Raw genomic sequence first — 16,438 nt, 5'->3', positions numbered from 1 at the left:
AGTGATTTTATAAAGTAGTGATAGCGTTATGTGTTAAAAATAAGCTAGATATATCGGGATTTTATTTCCATCAATATATAAATATGGTGATATTGGTGAAGCGATGAGAAAACTAAATGTGTCATTCAGAATCATTCAATTTATTTATTGAATAGCAGAACATGAAGATGTTTTATGTTAATGTTGAGTGAATTTCTAACATGTTAATGCATATTCACATTATACTTATAGCGGCGCTGTATGTGATATGTATCTCCTTTAGATTACAATAAATAGGTTTTTTTCGTGAATGTGAGCTATAAATAGCTGTAGTTATAGTTAATGTTTTTACCACATGTTGATATTGAGTATATCGATATGGTTTCCGTGAGTTATAGAGTTTTTGATGTAGATCTTACCTAAATTAAATTTTTCCTAGTATGTTAATGTAATTTTTTTAGAATTTTAAATGATCGATGGCATTATTTGTCATATACCTTTGGATATGCAGCTAGTGTAAGTTACGACAGCTCCTCATATAAGAAAACTCATCTTACGTAGAATAATAGGTATATATTGCATATGAATCATTTAAAAATATTATTTTTTTGATCAATGATCATACAATAGATATTGTACAGGATTTTTTTGGGATATGTTTTATTCATATACATGCTCATGTTAAAAATTTTCATATAGAAATCTGAAACATGTTAGTGTATTACATGAGTAAACCACTTTTGTATTATTAAGTTTTAACAAGTTGTATCGCGACTTTTATAGAATGCCTATAACCATATTTTTTTGTAGACAAGACAGAATATATTACATATAGAGAAAGATTTATGGATAATATATTACTTATACTTTCAATCTTATAAATTAGACTCTCTACACGTTGTATTACTTCAGATAAGTATAGTGATAGATTACAGTATTTTTATTAGTCAGTGTTAGTTAGTGTCTACGTCTAGTCGTAAACTTAGTATAAAATATTCAAATTAGACACGAGCTGCACCTAAAATAGTCACATATGTAATTTTTTTTCAAGATGAAAAGTTTTGCTACTATCTGTCATAATAAAGATTATTCATTAAGGATGTACGCATGATGCAAGCCACTGTAGTGGTTTTTAGTGGTGGACAAGATTCAACAATATGCCTTATACAGGCTATCCAAGAATATGAATTTGTTCATTGTATTACTTTTGATTATGGGCAACGACATAGTTATGAGATAGACATAGCGCGAGATATTGTGAAAAAATTAGGAGTTCATTCACACAAAATTATTAATCTCTCGATGTTAAATGATCTTTCTGCTTCTTGTTTGACTAGAGAAAATATAGCAGTTCCTGCATCTGGTGCGCTATCAGATATTCGTATACCTATTACTTTTGTACCTGGTCGCAATATATTATTTTTAACACTAGCTTCAATATATGCTTATCAGTTACAGGCAAAAACAGTGATTACAGGGGTATGTGAAACAGATTTTTCAGGATATCCAGATTGTCGTAAGGAGTTTATAATAGCTATGAACCAAGCTATATCACTAGGAATGGAAACGACATTAATTTTAAAAACTCCATTGATGCGGTTAACTAAAGCTGAAATTTGGGCATTAGCAGACATGTTCGGTATGCTAGAATTTGTCATTGAGGAAACTATGACCTGTTATAATGGGATTAAGAGTTATGGGTGTAGGAGTTGTAATGCCTGTCATTTGCGTAATAGAGGGCTTAGGGAATATTTGAGTAATAAAAGTATTGTGCAAAAAACATTATATACTAAACAAAATATATTATAGAGTGTATCATGGAAGCACTGTACAAAAATTTATTTTTTTTTGTAATGATAAAGACAACAATTTTACATTAGCATAAAAATGCTATATCTATCTCTGATAGATTGATTGAATAATGGATTCATGTATTATACTGCAATATTGGATGGAAGTTAAGAAAAATCCCATTTTGCTTTATTTTTTCGTATTACTCAAAGAAATAGAAAAAATATAATAACACGCTCTGGCTGGATACATATATGTTAGATGTACAAGGTACGCTAAGATGATGGGTTGATATAGTATATTTATAGACGTGATTTTGTAATCAAAGAGGTGTATGAGAAAAGCAGCAGCATATTAAATATATATAGTAGCATCAATCATACGAGTGGTTTTTATGGGTTGAATATTATAACTTTTCTGATTTAGAGTGTATTGCAAAGACCTCTTGATTTTGTCATCATCTATAAAGTTCTAATAAAGCTTCTCATCTAATCACCAGAGTGATTGAGCTTACAGTTTCTTTTGCATAGAATGCGTATCTTTTTTAAAACAATGAATGGATAAAAAATACAATGATATAGAAAGGTTCACCCCAACAGTAGTATATATATTTTAATTATCGAAAACGTATGTGTGTTAAGAGCGCTTTTACAATGCGTGCATTACCAGAGACAAAACTTCCAGAACAAAAATATTCATGCGAACCAGTTAAGTCAGTTACTAGCCCACCAGCTTCTCGAATCAACAGCTCGCCGGCAGCAAAATCACATGGTTTCAGGTTAATTGCAAGATATCCATCTATTCGACCAGAAGCTATGTAGGCAAGATCCAGCGCTACTGATCCACTACGTCTAAAATCAGCGCATTGAGAAAAAAGTTTTTCAATTATTTTAAGATTAGGTGTAGTATGTGGATGAATTTTAAAAGAGAAGCTAGTCGCTAGCACTGCTTTCTCTAGATCACGAACCACTCCTCCACGTAGGCGATAACCATTTAATTGAGTGCCATGACCACGCCAAGCACGAAAAAGTTCATTACGCATTGGGTCATATACTACTGCAATCTCACTGCGTCCTTTAATTCTTATTGCAATAGAAATGCTAAAATGCGGTAAACGTTTAATGTAATTGAGGCTGCCATCTAAAGCATTTATAATCCATTGTACATGCTTATCCCCGGTATGTATCGTGTAATTGTCTTCTGTAAGAATGGTATGTTGTGGGTAAGACTTTAAGATGATTGCAATCATCTGGTATCTTGTTTCTTGTTCAACATACGCAGCAAGATCGTGATAATCTTTCTGCTGACACTCAATTGAATCTATTTTTTCGTAGTATTTCGTCATAATATTTCCGGCTTGGCGTACAGCACGGATGGCAATATTGAGCATTGGGTGCATAGATGATATGATCTCAATCAATATTAAAAAAGCAATCAGTGTAAGTGATGGTAGTCTGTATCTTCAAGGGGTTATGTATTAGTATAAAATTGATAACCTATTTATCCATCCTAATATAAATAATGCATGAATTGTGTACAAATACAAATAGTATGTAGTATAACAAGACACTTTAGTCAATATTTCGTATGTATTTCTAGTTTTATCTTGTGTAAAAGTTTGTTATATGGCGAAGCCTTCCTAAAAGATAGAAATATTTTATATAGTAGCGAGTCTCATTGGCATCTCTACAGGTGATGTCGTAATATGTCTAAGGTTTACTAGAGTTAGTTGTCTTTACCTAGCACAGCTGTTTATAAGTTGTAGGGACTAAGCTATCTGATTAGATACATATTTTAAATTATCATACAGAGAATGAGGTTAGGTTTTGTTGTATGATCACTCCTTTATACCATGATTTTAATTCAGTGTATTTATGTTTTCAAATCCTAATGTAGTTAAATATTTCACCTGATTTTATGTAGAGGATTATCTACTGTATTTTCTTACGTTAACGAAAAACACTTAACCTTATTTCATGTACACAGAATATGTTTTGTGCATATTAGGTTATAATACCGTGCATCTCAGGAATGTTGTAGGAACAAACGACAATCCTAATACGTAAATTGATATAGGAGTTGATAATGGATGAAGCAGATTTAGCTCAAAAGCGCGAGCAGGATATTATCAAAGCAGCGCTATCCTCCCGAGAAAAAAGCCTACAAAGCCCTAATGGGAAATGCATTTGGTGTAAGGAGGAGGCAATTGTAGTAGATACTGCATTCTGCTCAGCAGAATGTGGAGATGATTACAATAAATACCAGAGAGAAATGAAGCAAAGATTAGGTCGGCAATACCAATAGTTATATCTATACACATCCAAAATAAGTAGAAATATGTCTATATAGTGTGATTCTAATGATAGTTGGAGGATTTATCACAAGGAGGTGTTCGTTTTAAGGAATTTTCTTAATACTCTGTATATTATGAGAAAGGACAGGATGTAACACGGTATTGTCAATATTAATCATTATGGATATATGAGAGTTATCCTGTTGTAAAATAAGGTAAATATTAAGCCTGATGCTTTCTGAGGAACATATAATGTCTGTATACTTATACCAAGCAATGTTGCTTACTAGTACATAAAAATAGGAAATGATAGAGATAAAGTCTGTTCATAAAGTTTATTTTTTATTTTCCTGCTTGTAACGTGTTGTTGGGAGCATGGTAAGCGATAGATGCATGTATCAATATCATTCCGCTTTGTAGATGAAAAATATTCTATATATTGAATTGTAATACGATCAATAATATGTTTATTTATATAAATAATATTTATTATCGCAAGTGTTTATTTCTTACATTGCTTATTAAGATAAGTGAGATCTTCTATTGTATCCACAGATACCTCAGGGCACACTTTCGCAATATCAACATGTATTTTTTCTCCATACCATAATATTCGTAATTGCTCTAGACGTTCATATTGTTCTAAACAACTTGTCTTCCACTTAGCATAGCGACGAATAAATCCAGCATAATAACTATATATACCAATATGGCGTAGAGATGGATTATCTTCGCCAGACATATTTATAGGATTTTTGTCGTAAATCCATGGAATCATCGCACGAGAAAAATAAATAGCATACCCCTGTATATTGCGTATTACTTTGACTATATTATGGTTTTGTAATGCTTGTGCAGAGATTATTGGTGTCGCTAATGTAGCCACATTGACGTTGTATATAGAAAGATTTTCTGCCGCCTGGCGTATGATGACTGGAGGCACCATGGGTTCATCACCTTGTACATTTACAATAATTGTATCGTCAGCATACTGATATATATCAATCACTTCCGCCAAGCGTTCAGTTCCAGATTGATGATCCTGTCGTGTCATACAGACTTCTATGTTATAGGCATTCATAACATGTGCTATATCAGCATGATCGGTTGCCACAATGACTTTCTGAGCACCAGACTTAAAAGCCTTTTCTGCAACATGTAAAATCATTGGCTTACCATGTAAATACGATAAGGGTTTTCCTGGCATTCTTTGAGAAGAAAAACGGGCTGGAATAATTACAATAAACTGCATAAAAATCCTTATGTTTTTGGGATCGCGCTAGCTTTATCAGTAAGCAGAATTGGTATGCCTTCTCGAATGGGATATGACATCATATCAAATTGGCAGATAAGTTGCCAATTTGTTTGAGTATGAGAGAGCAGTAAGGATTTATGACAGATAGGGCAAACTATAAGGTCTAGAAGCAAGGGATGCATTGTTTTTACCCGCTCATTAGTATGAGATTACTAGAGTATTATATTAGACAATGATACTATATAATCACAACGCTGCATATTAGAGTAACAGGATACGGGAAAATATCACCCGCATCCTGTGAGGAAAGAGAGGTCTTAGCTAGCGATTTATAGTAATTTGTAACTGAAATATTTTTGATGTGTGCATTTTAGAGTTGGTGTGAGTCACTGATGATTTATTTAACAAATTCCTCTCCTAGTATTATATCATTTTTGAGTTGATCTAACATATTTGCTAGCATATACATTTCAAATTCACTGATGGCGCCAATCGGGAGATATGTGGTGATTCCGTTCTGACCTAGTAGTAGAGGTTGCGAGAAGAAACGAGCGTATTCTCCGTGACCTTCTACATACGCATATTCTATAATATTATTTTTACCTTGTAACGCATGTACTAGAGAAAGACAAAAACGTGCTGCTGCATATGCCATCGAAAGCGTAGCAGATCCACCGCCAGACTTAGCTTCTAGAACTTTTGTCCCTGCAGTTTGAATATCAGCTGTTATATGATGAATTTGTGTTTTATTTAGCTGAGCTTCACCTTTAATGTGAGATAATAGAGGAAGTATGGTACTACCTGAATGACCTCCAATCACTGGTATATTTAAGTCTTCTGGAGCTCGATTGATCAATGAGGCCACAAAAGTATTAGCGCGGATTATATCTAAGGTTGTTACCCCAAACAGTTTATTTTTATTATATACTTTCGCTTTTTTTAGAATTTCGGCAGCAATTGGAACGGTTGTGTTAACAGGGTTAGTAATGATTGCTATTAGGGCCTGTGGGCTAGTGATTGCTACTTGCTCAATTAATTCGCAAATAATACTTGCGTTGAGCTCAAATAAGTCAGAACGAGTCATACCTGGCTTTCTGGCAAAGCCAGCTGAGACACATACTATATCAGCATCTTTAAGTGCCAATGCAGCGTTTTGTTCACTAAACCCATTGATTTCCACAGAAGTGGGTATATGACTTAAATCAACGGCAATTCCTGGGGTAAAAGATGAGACATCGTATAGAGATAGTTTACTGCCTCTTGGTAACTGAAGTTTAAGCAGTAAAGACAAGGCTTGCCCAATACCGCCTGCTGCACCAAGGATGGTAATTTTCATCTAACACTCCTGAATTTATCTTTAATGGTGAAGTATATGAACCCAGTGAGACTAATATCATGTAGATAGCAAGACAACGTGGTGTGTACTTGAGTGTTTTGTGTATCATAGGATCTATAGTCACACTGGCATGATCGCGAGGGTTGTTTGCTGATAGAGATAATGTATGCATGTATATTTATACGGTACGAATCATTCGCGAGCTAGGTATGGTGAAATTATAGTATCATGTGCTATCACATCAGATAATATATCAAATATATTCTGAATTCAAGAATGATCTTTATTGTCTATGATCGATAGATATTTGTACACGCTTTAATGTGTATTGACTTTTATGTTTCTTTGTTTTTACAATTAAGTTAGTGGGATTGATGTCCGCAGGTAATTGGTGTGCGTTAGGGATGACCACATTTTATTTCATAGAGTAATAAAAATTTTGATCCGTTGCTCGCATATTTTTTAATACAAATAATTAACAGTTCAGTCAATCACGACATATTTTACTAGATAGTAACTTCTCTATCTCAGATCGGCCTATTACTTTAGGATCCACTTTAATATACATGCTGTGTTCTTCTGGGAAGATGAGAACATCAAATATACCTTCTTTTTTTTTGAGATAGGCTGCTAGGGGGGAGTTTATGGTGGCGCTTTTTAGGGTAAAGCGTAAACTACTCAGATACATAGGTTCATGAAGACGAAAACTCATCCAAAACCAAGCTAATGTGATCGAAATATTAAATGCAAATACGCCATGAGGACCTATATGCCCCAGTATCCACCCGCTTGCGCCACCTCCAATAGCGACACCAATACACTGACTAGTAGTATATACACCCATTGCAGTCCCCTTATAACCGACATTAGATGCTTTGCTCACCAGTGATGGTAACATGGCTTCCATTAGATTAAAACCTATCAGAAAGAGTTCTAAGCCTGTTAAAAGTATCCACATAGAATTATTTGTCGCCAAAAACAGTATTTCAGTGCCTAGCATTAAGCCTACACATGATATGAAAATATTTTTCATTTGACGTTTGATTTCAGCGTAGATCAGCAATGGTGTAGCAATGGCTAGAGCAATTAACATGGTGCATAAGTACACTTTCCAGTGCTCGTGAGCGAGAAATCCTATTTGTATCAATTGCGTTGGTATAGTAATAAAACTAGATATTAGTAAAATGTGTAGGCAGAGCACACTGAGATTCAGTTTAATAAGATTACCATCAGTGATGACGTGGCGTAAATCACTTTTGATGAGTTCAGACTCACGATTTAGGACGTGAGTTGAGGCTGATGGAACAATAAAGAGTGTAACTAAAATTGCTAATACAGCAAGAAAAGCAATTATCCAGAAAAGTTCTTGTAGACCGAACATGTGAGTAATTACTGGGCCAAGCACTATAGCTATAGAGAAGGTAAGCCCAAAACTTATACCGATAAAAGTCATGGCTTTAGTGTAGTTCTGTTCACGTGTGAGGTCAGACAACAGAGCCATTACTGCAGCTGCTATTGCTCCTGTCCCTTGTAAGGCGCGCCCGAGAATAACACCCCAGATAGATTGTGTGAGTGCAGCAACCACACTACCAATAATGAACAGGCACAACCCGCTAATAATTAATGGTTTTCGTCCAAAGCGATCGGAAAGAAACCCAATAGGAATCTGAAATATAGCTTGTGAGATTCCGTATATACCAATAGCTATGCCTGTTAATGTTTCAGTAGCACCCTTTAATTCTATTCCATAAGTAGTCAGAATGGGCAAGACCATAAACATACCTAGCATGCGAAGTGCGAACACTATTCCAAGGCCCCAGCTAGCATATAACTCGACTGGAGTCATTTTATGATCAGACATAGTTCTTCAAATCCCTTTCTGGAGTTTATTGTTATGGAATGTAATCAGGTTTTTAAGTTAGAAAAGAAACAAGCACAACCGCCACGTGCACGATATCACACTACAATCGTAGAACATTACAATATCATATCATCTACTAAAGTTTGTTATAAATTACATAGTCATTAAAATCTTGTTAGGTGTTGAATATTACGATAGATAACAGGTTGGGATAGGAATAGGTACCCCGTCAATAGAAATCATAACACTAATAGTAGTGATCACCACAATGGAAACAAAGAATAATTTGCGTGCCCATACCTCATTATTTTGAGTATTATAGCCAGATAAAGCTATGCTTAACCACCACATATTTACTGCAGAAACTATTACAAGATATTTATATCCAGCATACCCAAGAAGAGTCAGCAGTAACGTAGCGAAAATAAATGCAATCATGTACCCAATAATATGGTTTTTGGTTTTTAAAATACCTAGAACTACCGGTAAAACAGGAATATTGGCTTTTTGATAATCTTTGAATCGAAAAATAGCGATGGCATAGGAGTGCGGTATCTGCCATAGGCTGAATATAAGTAGTAGGATAAATACAATAGGTTCTAAATGTCCAGAAACCGCAACATATCCGATACTTGGAGGCATGGCTCCAGATAAACTTCCAACTAGCGTACCATAGATGGAATTTCGTTTCATGTATAGGCTATAGAGCCCTACATAAATACAAAATCCCAGTACAGCTAATGACATGGCTAGTAAATTAACAGAAAAATATAAAATGGCTGCACCAGTAAAGCCTAATATAGCAGCGTAAAACAGGCTGTGTTGCGCAGAAATTAGACCTCGTACCAAGACACGGTTCTTAGTCCTTTCAGTTTTTTGATCAATATCACGATCAATATAGTTATTATATACGCAGCTAGATGCAATTATGAATGCAACCCCAATAATTGTAGAGAGAAGTAGCAAATACTGAATATCTCCTTGAGAGGCTAATAAAAAACCTCCAATTACAGATATGACATTTCCACAAATGATGCCTGGTTTGGTGATCTGTATATATCGCTTAATCATCTTAATGTCTTCATTTAAGAGAGTCCCATATTGGAATTCAGATTCCACATTATCCATAATGAACCGATAATAATAATGAGAATAATCAGTGTTGCAAATAATATAGCGATTAAATTCCAGCCTCCTTCTGATTTGCGGTCTAAGTGAAGAAAGTATACTAAATGTATAATAATTTGAATAATTGCACAAATCAGGACCAGAGAGAGAAGAGCAGCCTTAGATCCTAAGGCATGCATCACCATCCAAAAAGGGATTACGGTTAAAATAATGGAGAAAATAAAACCTATCAGATAAGGCTGGATATTTCTAGGAATAGAATCATGTTTGTTGACAGGATGGCTCATTAGATTTCCCCGATTAGATAAACAATAGTAAACACACAGATCCATATCACATCTAGAAAATGCCAAAAGAGACTAAGGCACATAAGGCGTGTACGATTAATTACTGTTAGACCTCTGATGACGATTTGTAGCATAAGCACGAGCATCCAGATCATACCAGCTATCACATGCAAACCATGTGTTCCAACTAGAGTAAAAAATCCAGAAATAAAACCACTTACTGTAGGATTAATCCCTCGAGATATAAGATGTAGGAATTCATAAATTTCCATTCCAATGAACCCCAAACCAAACAAAAATGTCAGTCCAAGATAACCAATGACTGCATTTTTATGTCCTGTGTGCGTTTGAATCAAGGCTAACCCATGAGTCATGGAGCTAGATAAAAGCAAGATAGTTTCTAAGAGAACAAAGGGGAGGCTAAAGAAATCACGTCCTGCAGGGCCACTGGCAATATTGTTAACCATGACACCATATGTGGCAAATAGTGTTGCAAAAATAATGCAGTCACTCATTAGGTATAGCCAGAATCCAAATATGGTATTGCTGCTTGAATCTTGGCAGGGATGGAGAGTTTTAGTTGACATTTTGAATCCTGCTGTTTTTTATTTCATCAAAGCGATGCTTTTCAATGGCTGCAATCTCTGTAGCTGGAATATAGTAATCAATGTCTTGATCGAAGCTTTTTGCTCCCCAAGATAGCAAAATACTGAGAAATGATGGAACAGCTATCCACCAAATATGCCAGATGACAGTAAAACCAAAGATAAGACTAAAACACGCGATTATTATACCAGCGCAGCTGTTTTTAGGCATATGAATATCAATATATTGCAAGGGTTGTTGTAAGACCTGATTTTTTTCTTTCATGTCCCAAAATGCATCACGCGTACTTACTTGAGGTAGGATAGCAAAGTTATAGAATGGTGCCGGTGATGAAGTGGACCACTCTAGAGTGCGCCCTCCCCATGGATCACCAGTTGAATCATGATTCTGCATGCGATCACGAATAGTTACATAAAACTGAATAATTTGGCAAATGACTCCACAAGTAATTAATGCAGCACCACTTGCAGCAATGACAAGCAAGGGATGGAATTGTGGATCAATATCCTGACTGAGGCGACGCGTCATCCCCATAAATCCTAATACGTATAATGGTAAAAAGGAAGTAAAGAAACCAAGTATCCAAAACCAGAATGCTCGAATGCCCCATTTTTCGTTCAATATAAAACCACAGGCTTTTGGAAACCAGTAAGTAATGCCGGCAAAACAACCAAACACAACACCACCAATAATAACATTGTGGAAGTGAGCTACTAAAAATAAGCTATTATGTAGTACGAAATCTGCTCCTGGTATAGATAGTAAAACACCCGTCATACCGCCAACAGAAAAAGTGATCAAAAACCCAATAGTCCATAGCATGGCGGAGTGGAGCTGAATACGCCCTTGATACATTGTAAATAACCAGTTAAAGATTTTTACACCAGTGGGTATAGCAATAATCATAGTCATGATTCCAAAGAAAGCATTAACGTCTGCGCCAGCTCCCATCGTAAAGAAGTGGTGTAGCCACACAATAAAAGAGAGAATAGTAATCACTACAGTGGCCAAAACTAATGAAGTATAACCAAATAAGCGTTTATGTGAAAAGGTAGCGACTACTTCTGAGAATACACCAAATACCGGTAGCACAAGAATATATACTTCTGGATGACCCCAAATCCAAATTAAGTTCACATACATCATCATGTTTCCACCCATGTCATTACTAAAAAAATGAAAACCTAGATAACGATCTAGAGTTAGTAATGCTAATGTAGCTGTTAATACCGGAAATGAGGCTAAAATTAGAACGCTAGTACATAAAGATGTCCAGGTAAATACTGGCATTTTAAACATAGTCATTCCAATCGCGCGCATTTTTAAGATGGTAACAATAAAGTTAATACCTGTTAGGGTAGTCCCTATTCCAGATATCTGTAGACTCCATATCCAGTAATCAACACCGACACCTGGGCTATACTCCGGTCCAGATAGGGGTGGATAAGCGAGCCAACCCGTTTGTGCGAATTCACCAATACCTAGTGATAAATTAATTAATAAGACGCCTACTATGGTTAACCAAAAACTTAAATTGTTAAGAAACGGGAACGCAACATCTCGCGCACCAATTTGTAAAGGGATGGCTATATTCATTAAACCTACCACAAATGGCATGGCGACGAAGAAAATCATAATTACACCATGAGCAGTAAAAATTTGATCGTAATGGTGTGCTGGTAAGAAACCATTTTCTCCCGCAGAGGCAAGTACTTGTTGGCTACGCATCATAATTGCATCAGCAAAACCTCTGAATAACATCACAAAGGCCATAATGATATACATAATACCAATTTTTTTATGATCAACTGAAGTGAACCATTCATACCAAAGGTATTTCCATTTTCCAAGATAACTGATTATCACAGAAACACTGAGGGCGCTGAAAATAATCGCAGCAACTGTAACCATAATAATAGGTTCATGTACAGGGATGGCATCTAGGCTTAGCTTTCCTAACATTATATCTTGTCTCCTTTCTAGCATAAGTTCGCGTAGGTTAGGTTATTCTGTAATAGTCTCTGCTCAAATTAATAGTCTTGAAATGATGAGGAAGGGCTCTATCCTCTTTTAATCTGTCCTTTATGTGTGTCTATATTAGGATAATTTGTGTTCTGAGATGTTTGCATGGTTACATTATGCTGCATTTTGAATTGGTTAATGATATCCTGAAAAAGTGCTGGTTTAACATGAGAGAAGAATACTGGTGAGTAATTATTCTTACAGTCAGTTAGATGATAAAAATCATCCATCGTTAGTAAAGTGTTAGGAGATTTTTTTGCCTGTGTAACCCACTTAGTAAATTCTGCCATATCATGAGTAGCAACTACTTGAAATTTCATGTGAGAAAATCCATGTCCACTATAATTAGAAGAAATACCATGAAACGTCCCTTCTTGATTGGCGATTAAATTTAATTGCGTTTGCATCCCTGCCATGGCATACATTTGGCTACCAAGAGTAGGAATAAAAAAAGAGTTCATCACAGTTTGTGAGGTGATCTTGAAGTGTATAGGGTATCGTGCTGGAAAAGCTATTTGGTTAATAGTCGCAATTCCTTGTTCAGGGTAAATAAATAACCACTTCCAGTCAAGTGCTATTACTTCGATGGGGATAGGACGCATAGGTGATTTTAATGGGTTGCTTGGTTCTAAGGTGTGAGTGGATTTCCATGTAAGCATGCCCAGAAAGATAATGATTAAGATTGGTATAGTCCACACTACGGCTTCTATTTTGTTTGAATGATCCCAGTTTGGGCTATATGTTGCCTTTGTGTTAGATTCTCGGTATCTATAAGCAAAGAAGATAGTCATAAAAATAGCAGGCAGAACAACAATCATCATAAGGCCAAATGCTGTTAAAATTAACGTACGTTGTTCTATTGCGATCTGTCCTTTTGGATTTAGTAATGCATTATCACAACCACTGCATACTAATATGATTATGATCAATGAAATAAGCTTGATCATTTTTCTTGAACTGATTTTCATTTAATCACCTTATATGACCAGGGGATGTAGTATCGTGTTCAGCAAGATTCTATCTTGCTGGTAAGGTATCAGATGGTGCATAGGTATATTACTAAAACTTTTATTTCTGATCTAGTATTTAGGGGAGTGAACCGTGAAGCGGTTCTGAAATGTATTGATTAAGTATCATAATACATTACATTACTTGTAATTTTTATTAAATTTAAAGAAGCTATAGATCAGAGCTAAAAAGCGATTATAACCTGCTTACTCTCTAGTTTTACTGCGCTACGAATGCGTAAAAAATACAAAAAATACCAGCATGTTTAATATTTTCATCATATGTGTTATGCACTGTGCATGCATTATGATTGATTTAAATGTGTTCTCGAAATAATTGTGAAAAAGACATGCTATCTGAGTCCATGTAATTTATGTAATAGTGATTTTATTGCTTCTAAAAATTATTAATACATAAAATACGTGATGATATCGAGAGCTGTATTATTATGTGTGTATAGTGATTTAGAATTTTACAGCGTTGCAGAGTTTTATAATGTGTATGACATGATATGCAAGCATATTGAAAAAAAGAGCGTTCATGCATAGTGCTATGCGTGATCGCAGACATAAATCATCACTTTAGATCTCCTGTATGAGCTATGATGCTGATCATCAGCAGATCAATGTCTAAACTATATTTATCTAAGTTTGATCGTTATGTACATTATAGCTTTTTAAATTTTTTAGAGAATTAAGATTGTACCAAAAGTAATTTAATCATTTGGATTATAATCATAATAATATTTTTTTACTAGTAATATGGCTGTAAAATTCTAGTGATGCAACTTAAAAACTAAGGTAATTAATTTATTCAGATATGCACTGTTTGTTCATTAAGCATAAGGATAATTAATGTGTTACTCAAATGCATATCATCTGTGAAATATTTTCATTATCAAAAGGCAAGATGTTTCGGAAAATAGAGATCATTTTGACTATTACGTGATGATGAGTGTGTTATGGTGTAAGTTGATATCACCTTAATTATCAATAGTATGCACATTCACGCTGATGCCAGTCGAACGTACTTTTTTAATCACGCTATCCGTTTTATATCTTCTGTATACATTCTTACTTACATGAGTATGAAGGTGTATTTTTGAAGATTACGGATGATTATAGAAGTCTAACAGTGAAGTTAGGTATGACGCGATCCGAGGTTAAATGTGTGGAAAGCATGCTACAAATTATGGAATAATTTATGTATTGTTTGCGTAAGATGTCTTCTTTTAAATTTTCTAAATTTTCATCTTGATTTTTGAATGTAGTGGAATTATGGTTCTTAGATGAATATAGAGTTCATGCTACGGATTCGTAGAAAATGAGTATTACGCATTAGGAAATATGATTTTGATAATTCATCCTGGAACTGTAAAAAATCTATTGATGTTAAGTGGTATGATTTTCGCTTTGTTTGTAGGTGCTGGGAATATAATCTTTCCGCCAATGGTAGGTCTTCAGTCTGGTGCATATATTTGGTATGCAGCTTTAGGATTTCTGATTACCGCTGTTGGTCTGCCATTCATAGCATTAATTGCATTAGCGCGTGTTGGGGGAAGTATTGAGAATGTCAGTGCACCTATTGGTAAGTCGGCAGGAGTGATATTAGCAATAGTCTGTTATTTGATTGTTGGGCCTCTTTTTGCTATACCCCGGACCTCGATGGTCTCATTTGAGATAGGATTGTCACCATTTATAGGTAGTGGTCCGTTTCCTCTTTTCATTTATAGTGTTATTTATTTTTGTGTAGTTATTTTTATGTCCCTGAATCCTGGTAAGGTATTAGCGATGCTAGGATATATTTTAGCTCCATTAAAAATCATAGCCCTCAGTTTGCTATCTTTAACTGCAGTATATTGGTCGGTTGATGATATTGTGACCTCTGCTCCTCCTAATACAGAGTATAAAAGTGAAGCTTTTGCTCATGGTTTGGTAAGTGGATACCTCACGATGGATACTTTAGGTGCTTTAGTATTTAGTATGGTGATTATCAACGCAGTGCGTGCACAAGGCATCAAAACAGTCCAATTACTAACACGTTATACTATTATTTCTGGTGTTATTGCTAGTATTGGCCTAATAATCATTTATATAGCGCTGATAAAGATTGGTGCTAATAGTTTGCATATTGTTCAGCAGAACGCAAATGGTGCTACAATTTTACATTCATATATTCAGCATATCTACGGTAGGATAGGTGTCCTTTTTCTGTCCGTACTTATAGGTATTGCATGTATTGTGACAGCTGTAGGTTTGACTTGTTCTTGCGCTGAATTTTTCACAAGATATATTCCTCTAAGTTATCGTAAAGTTGTTTGTCTTATAGGTTTTCTCTCCATGCTTTTTTCTAATCTTGGTTTGAATAATCTCATTAAAGTATTTACTCCTATACTCATGGTTATCTACCCACCATGTATTGTATTAATATTCTTGAGCTTTACTCTTAAATGGTGGAAAAAAAGTAATAGAATAATCTTGCCAGTAATGTTGGTAAGCGTAATTTTTGGTGTAGTGGATGCAATCAAAAATATGCATATTCCGGTGTTTATTCCGGAATATATTCTATATCAACTACCGCTTTCTGAGCAGGGTTTAGAATGGGTACTACCTGTAATACTGATGCTGGTGGTTTTAGGTGTGTATGATCGTATAGCTACTCATTAAGTATTTAATAAGCATCGTTCATAGATCTAATGATTTGAAAATATAGATATAGTATTATATTAAACGCATTACTATGATTCCGCATATATTGGAGAGTCAGAGAGAAAATAGCTCGTGTGTTGTACGACAGAGGATTTATGCTGATCAATGGGTATTGAGTTGATAGATCATGGGTGTAACACACACCACTATACTGAGGTAGTAGT

At 35.1% G+C, this 16,438-nt stretch carries 14 protein-coding genes; 4 read left to right on the top strand and 10 right to left on the bottom strand.

Annotation, left to right across the window (positions count from 1 at the left end; translation table 11 throughout):
* Positions 1-1,089 precede the first annotated feature (1,089 nt).
* Positions 1,090-1,788 (top strand): 7-cyano-7-deazaguanine synthase QueC, encoded by a 699-nt coding sequence (queC, locus tag ERCIKOCA2762_RS02820; RefSeq protein WP_157988808.1) that lies wholly within the window; start codon positions 1,090-1,092, stop codon positions 1,786-1,788.
* A gap of 598 nt (positions 1,789-2,386) precedes the next feature.
* On the opposite strand, the gene suhB is transcribed toward queC, so the two are convergent.
* A complete protein-coding gene (gene suhB, locus ERCIKOCA2762_RS02815) occupies positions 2,387-3,169 on the bottom strand; it encodes an inositol-1-monophosphatase (protein WP_157988658.1) in 783 nt (260 codons plus the stop codon).
* Positions 3,170-3,855: 686 nt separating this feature from the next.
* Between suhB and ERCIKOCA2762_RS02810 the strand changes: the two genes are divergently transcribed.
* Positions 3,856-4,074, top strand: a complete 219-nt coding sequence (locus tag ERCIKOCA2762_RS02810; protein ID WP_157988657.1) for a DUF2116 family Zn-ribbon domain-containing protein — start codon at positions 3,856-3,858, stop codon at positions 4,072-4,074.
* A 491-nt stretch (positions 4,075-4,565) separates the two neighbouring features.
* Here the strand turns inward: ERCIKOCA2762_RS02810 and kdsB are convergent, their stop codons facing one another.
* The 4 genes from kdsB to ERCIKOCA2762_RS02790 form a co-directional block, all read right to left on the bottom strand.
* Positions 4,566-5,315, bottom strand: coding sequence for a 3-deoxy-manno-octulosonate cytidylyltransferase (kdsB, locus tag ERCIKOCA2762_RS02805; RefSeq protein ID WP_157988656.1), 750 nt, complete (start codon positions 5,313-5,315; stop codon positions 4,566-4,568).
* A gap of 8 nt (positions 5,316-5,323) precedes the next feature.
* Positions 5,324-5,500 (bottom strand): Trm112 family protein, encoded by a 177-nt coding sequence (locus tag ERCIKOCA2762_RS02800; protein WP_157988655.1) that lies wholly within the window; start codon positions 5,498-5,500, stop codon positions 5,324-5,326.
* A gap of 215 nt (positions 5,501-5,715) precedes the next feature.
* Complete coding sequence (gene mdh / locus ERCIKOCA2762_RS02795; protein ID WP_157988654.1) at positions 5,716-6,654, bottom strand: malate dehydrogenase; 939 nt, start codon at positions 6,652-6,654, stop codon at positions 5,716-5,718.
* Positions 6,655-7,141: 487 nt separating this feature from the next.
* Positions 7,142-8,515 (bottom strand): MFS transporter, encoded by a 1,374-nt coding sequence (locus ERCIKOCA2762_RS02790; protein ID WP_157988653.1) that lies wholly within the window; start codon positions 8,513-8,515, stop codon positions 7,142-7,144.
* Between ERCIKOCA2762_RS02790 and ERCIKOCA2762_RS02785 the strand changes: the two genes are divergently transcribed.
* Complete coding sequence (locus tag ERCIKOCA2762_RS02785) at positions 8,504-8,683, top strand: hypothetical protein (protein WP_157988652.1); 180 nt, start codon at positions 8,504-8,506, stop codon at positions 8,681-8,683. The genes ERCIKOCA2762_RS02790 and ERCIKOCA2762_RS02785 overlap by 12 nt on opposite strands.
* 21 nt (positions 8,684-8,704) lie before the next feature.
* Here the strand turns inward: ERCIKOCA2762_RS02785 and cyoE are convergent, their stop codons facing one another.
* The 5 genes from cyoE to cyoA all read right to left on the bottom strand — a co-directional run bounded on the left by cyoE (position 8,705) and on the right by cyoA (position 13,526).
* Positions 8,705-9,586, bottom strand: a complete 882-nt coding sequence (gene cyoE / locus ERCIKOCA2762_RS02780; RefSeq protein WP_157988807.1) for a heme o synthase — start codon at positions 9,584-9,586, stop codon at positions 8,705-8,707.
* 14 nt (positions 9,587-9,600) lie between these two features.
* Positions 9,601-9,930 (bottom strand): cytochrome o ubiquinol oxidase subunit IV, encoded by a 330-nt coding sequence (gene cyoD, locus ERCIKOCA2762_RS02775; protein WP_157988651.1) that lies wholly within the window; start codon positions 9,928-9,930, stop codon positions 9,601-9,603.
* Entirely contained in the window at positions 9,930-10,517 is a 588-nt protein-coding gene (gene cyoC, locus ERCIKOCA2762_RS02770; RefSeq protein WP_157988650.1) for a cytochrome o ubiquinol oxidase subunit III, read from the bottom strand. Before cyoC ends, cyoD begins: the two co-directional genes overlap by 1 nt.
* A complete protein-coding gene (gene cyoB, locus ERCIKOCA2762_RS02765) occupies positions 10,507-12,498 on the bottom strand; it encodes a cytochrome o ubiquinol oxidase subunit I (protein WP_157988649.1) in 1,992 nt (663 codons plus the stop codon). The genes cyoC and cyoB overlap by 11 nt, the downstream gene beginning before the upstream one ends.
* A 98-nt stretch (positions 12,499-12,596) precedes the next feature.
* Positions 12,597-13,526 carry a ubiquinol oxidase subunit II gene (gene cyoA / locus ERCIKOCA2762_RS02760; protein ID WP_157988648.1) on the bottom strand — a complete coding sequence of 310 codons (930 nt, stop codon included), beginning with the start codon at positions 13,524-13,526 and terminating at the stop codon, positions 12,597-12,599.
* A 1,395-nt stretch (positions 13,527-14,921) separates the two neighbouring features.
* Here cyoA and brnQ point away from each other — a divergent pair.
* Positions 14,922-16,232, top strand: a complete 1,311-nt coding sequence (gene brnQ / locus ERCIKOCA2762_RS02755; protein WP_157988806.1) for a branched-chain amino acid transport system II carrier protein — start codon at positions 14,922-14,924, stop codon at positions 16,230-16,232.
* Positions 16,233-16,438: the final 206 nt, after the last annotated feature.

The organism is Candidatus Erwinia haradaeae (assembly GCF_900698935.1).
GTDB classification, from domain to species: Bacteria; Pseudomonadota; Gammaproteobacteria; order Enterobacterales; family Enterobacteriaceae; genus Erwinia_E; species Erwinia_E haradaeae_D.
The sequence above is the reverse complement of the archived record's forward strand: the minus strand, read 5'-3'. Positions and strand labels throughout refer to the sequence as shown.

Excerpts from the sequence above, each read along its gene's own strand:
- cyoE (WP_157988807.1), bottom strand. The coding sequence starts at position 9,586 with ATGATTAAGCGATATATACAGATCACCAAACCAGGCATCATTTGTGGA.
- cyoA (WP_157988648.1), bottom strand. The coding sequence starts at position 13,526 with ATGAAAATCAGTTCAAGAAAAATGATCAAGCTTATTTCATTGATCATA.
- mdh (WP_157988654.1), bottom strand. The coding sequence starts at position 6,654 with ATGAAAATTACCATCCTTGGTGCAGCAGGCGGTATTGGGCAAGCCTTG.
- suhB (WP_157988658.1), bottom strand. The coding sequence starts at position 3,169 with ATGCACCCAATGCTCAATATTGCCATCCGTGCTGTACGCCAAGCCGGA.
- cyoC (WP_157988650.1), bottom strand. The coding sequence starts at position 10,517 with ATGTCAACTAAAACTCTCCATCCCTGCCAAGATTCAAGCAGCAATACC.
- ERCIKOCA2762_RS02785 (WP_157988652.1), top strand. The coding sequence starts at position 8,504 with ATGATCAGACATAGTTCTTCAAATCCCTTTCTGGAGTTTATTGTTATG.
- cyoB (WP_157988649.1), bottom strand. The coding sequence starts at position 12,498 with ATGTTAGGAAAGCTAAGCCTAGATGCCATCCCTGTACATGAACCTATT.
- queC (WP_157988808.1), top strand. The coding sequence starts at position 1,090 with ATGCAAGCCACTGTAGTGGTTTTTAGTGGTGGACAAGATTCAACAATA.
- ERCIKOCA2762_RS02790 (WP_157988653.1), bottom strand. The coding sequence starts at position 8,515 with ATGTCTGATCATAAAATGACTCCAGTCGAGTTATATGCTAGCTGGGGC.
- ERCIKOCA2762_RS02810 (WP_157988657.1), top strand. The coding sequence starts at position 3,856 with ATGGATGAAGCAGATTTAGCTCAAAAGCGCGAGCAGGATATTATCAAA.
- ERCIKOCA2762_RS02800 (WP_157988655.1), bottom strand. The coding sequence starts at position 5,500 with ATGCATCCCTTGCTTCTAGACCTTATAGTTTGCCCTATCTGTCATAAA.
- kdsB (WP_157988656.1), bottom strand. The coding sequence starts at position 5,315 with ATGCAGTTTATTGTAATTATTCCAGCCCGTTTTTCTTCTCAAAGAATG.
- cyoD (WP_157988651.1), bottom strand. The coding sequence starts at position 9,930 with ATGAGCCATCCTGTCAACAAACATGATTCTATTCCTAGAAATATCCAG.